The sequence below is a fragment of the Mycobacterium sp. NS-7484 genome (assembly GCF_001953975.1).
Taxonomy (GTDB): Bacteria; Actinomycetota; Actinomycetes; order Mycobacteriales; family Mycobacteriaceae; genus Mycobacterium.
In genome coordinates this window covers 40,311-48,106 of sequence record NZ_MBEJ01000119.1, presented here as the reverse complement: position 1 = coordinate 48,106, position 7,796 = coordinate 40,311, and the positions used below count along the sequence as shown (strand labels likewise).

The following is a 7,796-nucleotide window of genomic DNA, read 5'->3' as shown; positions in this document are numbered from 1 at the left end:
CGCCCCAGCCGCGCCGGTGACACCGACCCCGGCAGCGAGTTCGACGGGGCGATCCCCGAGCGCCCGCGACGCCCCAGGCCTCCGCGTCCGGCCGAGCCCGGGGTCGGCGAGCCGCGCCGGCGGGCACGGACCGAGCCGCGGGAACCACGCAGGCAACCGCCACCCGAGCGTCGTGAAGCGGGCACGTTCGAGGCACATGAACGGCCACAGCGGCGTCGCCGCCGATTCGACGACTACCAACCGTTCGAGGATTCTTTCGACCCGCCGACCCGCTCTGGCCGCTCGACACACCACCCGGTGTCACGGGTGCGCTACCGCGGCACCGATGACGAAGATCATCGGGTGGAACATCGCACGCGGCCTCGTTCAGCCACCCGGCGCCAGGCGCCCAGGGGACGTCACTCCTGGGAGTACGACGACTGAACGGCCCTCAGGCCCGCGGCGGGCGGATCTCCCGCGGCAGGGCGAACACCAGGGTCTCGTTGGCGGTGGTCACCGGCTGCACGGTTCCGTAGCCGTAGTCGGCGAGCCGCTCCAGCACACCGCGCACCAACACCTCGGGCACCGAGGCCCCTGAGGTGACGCCCACGGTGGTGACGCCTTCCAGCCAGGCCGGGTCGATGTCCTCGGCGTAGTCGACCAGGTGCGCATCGCGCGATCCGGCACCGAGAGCCACCTCGACCAGCCGGACCGAGTTGGACGAGTTACGCGAACCGACCACGATCACGAGCTCACACTCCGGCGCCATGGCCTTCACCGCAACCTGACGGTTCTGCGTGGCGTAGCAGATGTCGTCGCTCGGCGGATCCTGCAGCGTCGGGAACTTCTCGCGCAGCCGACGCACCGTCTCCATGGTCTCGTCGACACTCAGCGTGGTCTGCGACAGCCAGATCACCTTGTTCGGGTCGCGCACCGTGACCTTGTCCACCGCGTCCGGATTGTCGACCACCTGCACGTGATCGGGGGCCTCACCGGCGGTGCCGATCACCTCCTCATGGCCTTCGTGACCGATGAGCAGGATGTCGTAGTCGTCACGGGCGAATCGCTTGGCCTCGTTGTGCACCTTGGTGACCAGCGGGCAGGTGGCGTCGATGACCTGGAGGTCGCGGGCAGCGGCCGTCTCGTGCACGGTCGGTGCGACGCCGTGCGCCGAGAACACCACGATGGCCCCCTCGGGCACTTCGTCTGTTTCGTCGACGAAGACGGCGCCGGCCTTGGCCAGCGTCTCCACGACGTGCCGGTTGTGGACGATCTCGTGCCGCACGTAGACCGGGGCACCGTGCTTCTCCAGCGCGCGCTCCACGGTCTCCACCGCTCGGTCGACGCCGGCGCAGTATCCGCGCGGCTCGGCCAGCAGAACTCGTTTGCCCAGGGCTTGCGAACTGCCGCCTGATCGCACCGAGCTGGTGGCACCAGGGATACCCATGTTGATTGTCGACGGCATGTCACCAGGGTACGGGGACACCGCCACGCCGAGCCAGCCGTAGGCTATCGACTATGGGAACTGCACCGTATGGGGTCCGGCTGCTGGTGGGGGCGGCGGTCACCACCTTGGAAGAAGCTCGCAAGTTACCCCACACCATCCTGACCTACCCCATGACCGTGGCCAGCCAGGCCGCCAACATCGTCATGCACGTCCAGCAGAACCTGGCCGAACTGGTGATCAAGGGCGACGAAACACTCGAGCAGCTTTTTCCGCCCAAGGACGAACAGCCCGAGTGGGCCACCTTCGACGAAGATCTCGAGCCCGCTTCCGACACTGACGCGGCAGACGATGCGCCCGACACCGACGGAGAGCGACGCACCGAGGGCCGGTTCGCGCTGTACAGCACCGGCGAACCGGAGACGGCGGCGACGAACGGCAAAGCCACGGCCACCAACGCCGGTTCCGCGGCCGGGGCACCGGGCATCGCCGAGGAACTCGGCTATGACGCGCTGACGCTGGCGCAGCTGCGCGCCAGGCTGGCGTCGCTGCGGGTGGCCGACCTCGAAGCGCTGCTGGCCTACGAAGAGGCCGGCCGGGCCCGCGCACCGTTCGTCACCCTGCTCGCCAACAGGATCACCCGCGCGACCGCGAAGTGACCGAACCGGGTCAGTCACCGGAAAACCCCTGGCCGGTTCGCGCCGTGGCGACCCGGGTCGCCAAATGGATCGACCGCCTGGGCACCGTCTGGGTCGAGGGGCAGTTGACCGAACTGAAGGTCCGCCCAGACTCCAAGACCGTGTTCATGGTGCTGCGCGACCCGGCGGCCGACATGTCGCTGACCCTGACGTGCCCGCGCGATCTGGTGCGCAACGCCCCGGTGAAGTTGTCCGAGGGCACGCAGGTGGTCATCTGCGGCAAGCCCAACTTCTACACCGGCCGCGGCACGTTCTCGTTGCGGGTCAACGAGATTCGCGCTGTCGGTATCGGTGAGCTGCTGGCCCGCATCGAGCGGCTGCGTCGGCTACTGGAAGCCGAAGGGCTGTTCGACCCTCGGCTCAAACGGCCGATTCCGTTCTTGCCCAGCACCATTGGTCTGATCACCGGTCGGGCGTCGGCGGCCGAGCGCGACGTGACCACCGTGGCCACCACCCGTTGGCCGGCAGTACGTTTCGCGATCCGCAACACCATCGTGCAGGGCCCCAACGCCGTCCCGCAGATCGTCGAGGCCCTGGCGGCACTGGACGCCGACCCGCTCGTCGACGTCATCGTGCTGGCCCGCGGCGGCGGCAGCGTCGAGGATCTGTTGCCGTTCTCCGACGAGACCCTGTGCCGGGCCATCGTGGCCTGCCGCACCCCGGTGGTCAGCGCGATCGGCCACGAACCCGACACTCCCCTGTCCGACCTGGTCGCCGACGTGCGCGCGGCCACCCCGACCGACGCGGCCAAACGGATCGTGCCCGACGCGGCCGCCGAACAGGCGCTGATCACCGATCTGCACCGGCGCAGCGCCCGCGCGCTGCGCAACTGGGTACACCGCGAACAGCATCACCTGGATCAGCTGCGCAGCCGGCCGGTGCTGGCTCAGCCGCTGGCCGCGCTCACCGCGCGGGCCGAGGAGGTCCACCGGTGCCGCGCCACCGCCGAGCGCGACATCACCCGGTTGATCGATGCTCAGGCGGACACGATCGGACATCTGTCGGCGCGCCTGACCGCGCTCGGCCCGGCCGCGACGCTGGCCCGCGGTTACGCGGTGGTGCAGACGGTCCCGACGGACGGTGAGCCGGTGGTCCTGCGTTCGGTGGACGAGGCACCAGAGGGGACGCGGCTGCGGGTGCGCGTGTCCGACGGGGTGGTCACCGCGGTGAGCGACGGTAGCGAGTAGAAGGTACGAGCATGAAGCCTATTAGTGAACTGGGCTACGAAGAAGCCCGCGACGAGTTGATCGCCGTCGTTCAGCAACTCGAACAGGGCGGTCTCGATCTTGATGCTTCGCTCAATCTGTGGGAGCGAGGCGAAAAGCTGGCGAAACGCTGCGAGGAACACTTAGCTGGGGCGCGTCAGCGGGTGGAGCAGGCGCTGGCCGAGCGCGAGTCCGGAGAAGATTGATCCAGCAATCAGATCCGATATTTCCGCTCGAAACTGGAACATGTTTCAGTTACCCTGTGCGGCATGGGTGATCCGAAACTGACCACCGAACTCGGCCGTGTCCTCGTCACCGGCGGCTCCGGCTTCGTCGGCGCGAACCTGGTGACCGAACTGCTCGATCGCGGATACGCGGTGCGGTCCTTCGACCGCGCGCCGTCCCCGCTGGGCGAACACGCCGGCCTCGAGGTCGTCGAGGGAGACATCTGCGACAAACAAACGGTGGCCGCCGCCGTCAAGGACGTCGACACGATCATCCACACCGCGGCCATCATCGACCTGATGGGCGGCGCGTCGGTCACCGAGGAGTACCGGCAGCGCAGCTTCGCCGTGAACGTGGAGGGCACCAAGAACCTGGTGCACGCCGCACAGGAGGCGGGGGTCAAACGCTTCGTCTACACCGCGTCCAACAGTGTGGTGATGGGCGGTCAGGACATCGTCAACGGTGACGAGACCATGCCCTACACCGACCGGTTCAACGACCTCTACACCGAGACCAAGGTGGTCGCCGAGAAGTTCGTGCTCGCCGCCAACGGTGAGCACGGCATGCTCACCTGCGCGATCCGGCCCAGCGGCATCTGGGGCCGTGGCGATCAGACCATGTTCCGCAAGGTGTTCGAGAACGTGCTCGCCGGACACGTCAAGGTGCTGGTCGGCAACAAGAACATCAAGCTGGACAACTCCTACGTGCACAACCTGATCCACGGATTCATCCTGGCCGCCCAGCACCTGGTGCCCGGCGGCACCGCACCCGGTCAGGCCTACTTCATCAACGACGGCGAACCGATCAACATGTTCGAGTTCGCCCGCCCCGTCCTCGCCGCCTGCGGCCGGCCACTGCCCACGTTCCGGGTGTCAGGACGCCTGGTGCACAAGGCGATGATGGTGTGGCAGTGGCTGCACTTCAAGTTCGGCATCCCCGAGCCGCTGATCGAACCCCTTGCGGTGGAACGGCTGTACCTCAACAACTACTTCTCGATCGCCAAGGCCCGCCGCGACCTCGGGTACGAGCCGTTGTTCACCACCGAGCAGGCCATGGCCGAATGCCTGCCGTACTACACCGACCTGTTCCACCAGATGGAGTCCGCAACCAAGCAGCCGGTCACCGCCTGATCAGCGGTACAGGTGCACCGGATGGTGCGTGGACTGTTCGATGCGCGCCGACGCGGCATGCAGTAAGTCGCTTCCCAAGGAGATGAGCGCGCGGGCCGCCGCGATCTCCTCGCCGATCATGGGCGCGCCCGCGTCTTTCGGGTTGCGGTAGGCATCGCCGGTGGCCGACATCGTGTCGTCGCGCAACTGCGCCCGAGCCGATGCGTGGGTGTGGATCTCGTCCTCGGAGAACTCGATCTCGATGAGCCATTTGTTGGTCAGATCCTTGTCGTACATCTCAATCTCCCTCCACCTTCAAGAGTGCGCCGGATCTGTCCGCGACACCAGGTAGCAGGGTGAGGAAAAGGTGGCGCAGCATGGCCACGAAAGTCACGGCCCACACCACCAGCGCCACCCACCCTTCCACGTAGCCGATGTTCTCCACGATCGGCAGCTGGTCGGCCTGCCCGAGATAGTGCCCGCCGACGCCGTACATGCCGAGTGGGAACACCACGCTCCACATCGTCGCGTCGTACCGCAGCGGGATCCGGTGCACGAGATGGCGCCAGATGCCGGCGGCGATCAGCGGCGGGATCAGCCAGGTGCCGAACGCCCAGAAGAACACCGAGGTGCCGGCGATGAGCCCGCGGGTGGCGGCGACCATGGGCGCGTCGGCCATTTCCACGATCCGGGCGCCGGCAACGACGGTGATCGCCGTGGCGCCCATGGCGACCCAGTAGGGCGGGGTGAGGTCGTCGGGCCGCAGTGGATACATCAGCATCCGCAGCGCGACGAACATGCCGGCGGCTCCGTACAGGAAGATCCCGACGGACCAGGAGAACACCGCAAGCAGCGCGAGTTCGCTGCGACCCTGGGCGATCTGGGGCTGTAGCGCAGCGGCCAGTACGGCCACCGACTGGCTGGCGACCACCCAGATGAACCAGGTGCCGTTGGCGCTCTGCAAGACCGGCCGCGCGGCGCGGCCCAGCACCGCTGTCCACGGCACCACGTAGCCTAGGACCATCCAGGCCACCCAGCCGATCGCCAACAGCCCCAGCGCCACGCCGTAGTGGCCGTCGGTGGCGAGCCGGGTACCCAGCACGTTCGTGGCAGCGACGAACGTGAACATCGCGAAACCGCGCCGCGGGTCGGTCAGGTCGGCGACGAACTCGCGACGGAACGCGATGATCCGTGCCGTCACCAACACCACCAGCACCACGTAGGAGATCGTCGCCAGCCACAACAGCACCACCGACAGTGCGTAAGTGCGGTGATACTGCGCTGCGATCGACACGATGCCGGTGCCCATGACGAGCGCGAAGTACCCCGGATGCAAGCTGCGGACGGCTTCCGATCCCCTGGCCTGGCTCATGTTCCGGTCATACCATCACGCGATTTCCGTCGCGCCCGAGTGGCGTTTTCCGATGACGGCGTCCGAGTACGCATAAAGTTCAAGGCGCTCAAGATTTTCCGCTCACGGGAGGATGACATGCCTGACGGTAAACCGAACATCCTGGTCATCTGGGGCGACGACATCGGGATCACCAACTTGTCCTGCTACAGCGACGGCTTGATGGGCTACCGCACACCCAACATCGACCGTATCGCCAACGAAGGCATGCGGTTCACCGACTCCTACGGCGAGCAAAGCTGCACCGCGGGCCGGGCGGCTTTCATCAGCGGACAAAGCGTCTACCGCACCGGCATGAGTAAAGTCGGCGCACCCGGCTTTCCCATCGGCTGGGCGGCCGAAGACCCCACCATCGCCGAACTGCTCAAGCCGCTCGGATATGCGACGGGGCAGTTCGGCAAAAACCACTTCGGCGATCTGAACAAATACCTGCCGACCGTGCACGGGTTCGACGAGTTCTACGGCAACTTGTATCACCTCAACGCCGAAGAAGAACCCGAACAGTTCGACTACCCGCATGCCGACCAGTTCCCGGTGCTGCACCAGCTGGCCAAGCCGCGAGGCGTGCTCGACTGCAAGGCCACCACCGAGGTCTCGACGGAGCCCGACGACCCGAAATTCGGGCCCATCGGCAAGCAGACGATCGCCGACACCGGTCCGCTGAACAAGAAGCGGATGGAAACGATCGACGAGGACATCGCCGACCGCACCGTCGACTACATCAAGCGGCAGCACGAGGCGGGCAACCCGTTCTTCGTGTGGTGCAACTTCACCCACATGCACCTCTACACCCACACCAAGCCGGAAAGTCGTGGACAGGCCGGGCTGTGGCAGTCGCCCTACCACGACACGATGATCGACCACGACCGCAATGTCGGCACCGTGCTCGACGTGCTCGACGAACTCGGTATCGCCGAGGACACCATCGTCATCTACTCCACCGACAACGGGCCGCACCGCAACACCTGGCCGGACGGCGGCACCACCCCGTTCCGCAGTGAGAAGGACACCAACTGGGAGGGCGCGTTCCGGGTGCCCGAGATGATCCGGTGGCCCGGAAAGATCAAGGCGGGCAGCATCTCCAACGAGATCATCCAGCACCATGACTGGTTGCCGACGCTGCTGGCCGCGGCGGGCGAGCCGAACATCGCAGAGAAACTCAAGAATGGTCACAAGGCCGGTGCCGACGGTCAGACCGAGTACAAGGTGCACATCGACGGGTTCAACCTGCTCCCCTATCTGACAGGTGAGGTCGAGACCAGTCCCCGGCGGGGCTTCTTCTATTTCTCCGACGACGGCGACCTGGTGGCCCTGCGGTTCGAGAACTGGAAGGTCGTGTTCGCCGAACAACGTTGCCAGGGCACCCTGCGCATCTGGGCCGAACCCTTCACCCATCTTCGAGTGCCCAAGCTGTTCAATCTGCGCACCGACCCGTTCGAATACGCCGATCTCACCTCGAACACGTACTACGACTGGTTCCTGCAGCACGACTACTTTGTGTTCTATTCGATTGCCATGGCCACGAAATTCCTCGACACCTTCAAGGAATTCCCGCCGCGGCACGCGCCGGCCAGCTTCACCATCGACCAGGCCGTGGAAAAACTGGAGAAGTTCCTGGCCAAGGACTGACCGTTCAGACTTAGTTTTCCCTGAGAGACCCGAGAGTTCGTCGTCAAACCGGCCTCACGCGAATACCGTCGAGTCAGCGTCCGATGGCCAGCGTTC

At 66.1% G+C, this 7,796-nt stretch carries 8 protein-coding genes and 1 pseudogene; 6 read left to right on the top strand and 3 right to left on the bottom strand.

Translation table 11 applies throughout. The features are described from left to right. Positions 1-423, top strand: a pseudogene (locus A5733_RS26870) (hypothetical protein); the annotation flags it as partial. A gap of 7 nt (positions 424-430) precedes the next feature. Here A5733_RS26870 and A5733_RS21385 read toward each other — a convergent pair. Then, positions 431-1,444 carry a 4-hydroxy-3-methylbut-2-enyl diphosphate reductase gene (locus tag A5733_RS21385; protein ID WP_076241581.1) on the bottom strand — a complete coding sequence of 338 codons (1,014 nt, stop codon included), beginning with the start codon at positions 1,442-1,444 and terminating at the stop codon, positions 431-433. Between the two features lie 53 nt (positions 1,445-1,497). On the opposite strand from A5733_RS21385, the gene A5733_RS21380 reads away from it, so the two are divergent. From A5733_RS21380 to A5733_RS21365, 4 genes are all read left to right on the top strand, one after another. Then, on the top strand, positions 1,498-2,082 hold the full coding sequence (locus A5733_RS21380) for a lipid droplet-associated protein (RefSeq protein ID WP_076241576.1): 585 nt from the start codon (positions 1,498-1,500) through the stop codon (positions 2,080-2,082). Then, on the top strand, positions 2,079-3,308 hold the full coding sequence (gene xseA, locus A5733_RS21375) for an exodeoxyribonuclease VII large subunit (RefSeq protein WP_076241575.1): 1,230 nt from the start codon (positions 2,079-2,081) through the stop codon (positions 3,306-3,308). Before A5733_RS21380 ends, xseA begins: the two co-directional genes overlap by 4 nt. 11 nt (positions 3,309-3,319) lie before the next feature. Next, on the top strand, positions 3,320-3,532 hold the full coding sequence (locus A5733_RS21370) for an exodeoxyribonuclease VII small subunit (protein ID WP_076241574.1): 213 nt from the start codon (positions 3,320-3,322) through the stop codon (positions 3,530-3,532). A 63-nt stretch (positions 3,533-3,595) separates the two neighbouring features. After that, on the top strand, positions 3,596-4,681 hold the full coding sequence (locus A5733_RS21365; protein WP_076241573.1) for an NAD-dependent epimerase/dehydratase family protein: 1,086 nt from the start codon (positions 3,596-3,598) through the stop codon (positions 4,679-4,681). Here A5733_RS21365 and A5733_RS21360 read toward each other — a convergent pair whose 3' ends face one another. Together A5733_RS21360 and A5733_RS21355 are read right to left on the bottom strand one after the other, a co-directional pair. Beyond that, a complete protein-coding gene (locus A5733_RS21360) occupies positions 4,682-4,957 on the bottom strand; it encodes a DUF1876 domain-containing protein (protein WP_067764482.1) in 276 nt (91 codons plus the stop codon). Between the two features lies 1 nt (position 4,958). Then, entirely contained in the window at positions 4,959-6,032 is a 1,074-nt protein-coding gene (locus tag A5733_RS21355; protein ID WP_076241572.1) for a tellurite resistance/C4-dicarboxylate transporter family protein, read from the bottom strand. Between the two features lie 117 nt (positions 6,033-6,149). Between A5733_RS21355 and A5733_RS21350 the strand changes: the two genes are divergently transcribed. Then, positions 6,150-7,700 carry an arylsulfatase gene (locus tag A5733_RS21350; RefSeq protein ID WP_076241580.1) on the top strand — a complete coding sequence of 517 codons (1,551 nt, stop codon included), beginning with the start codon at positions 6,150-6,152 and terminating at the stop codon, positions 7,698-7,700. Positions 7,701-7,796: the final 96 nt, after the last annotated feature.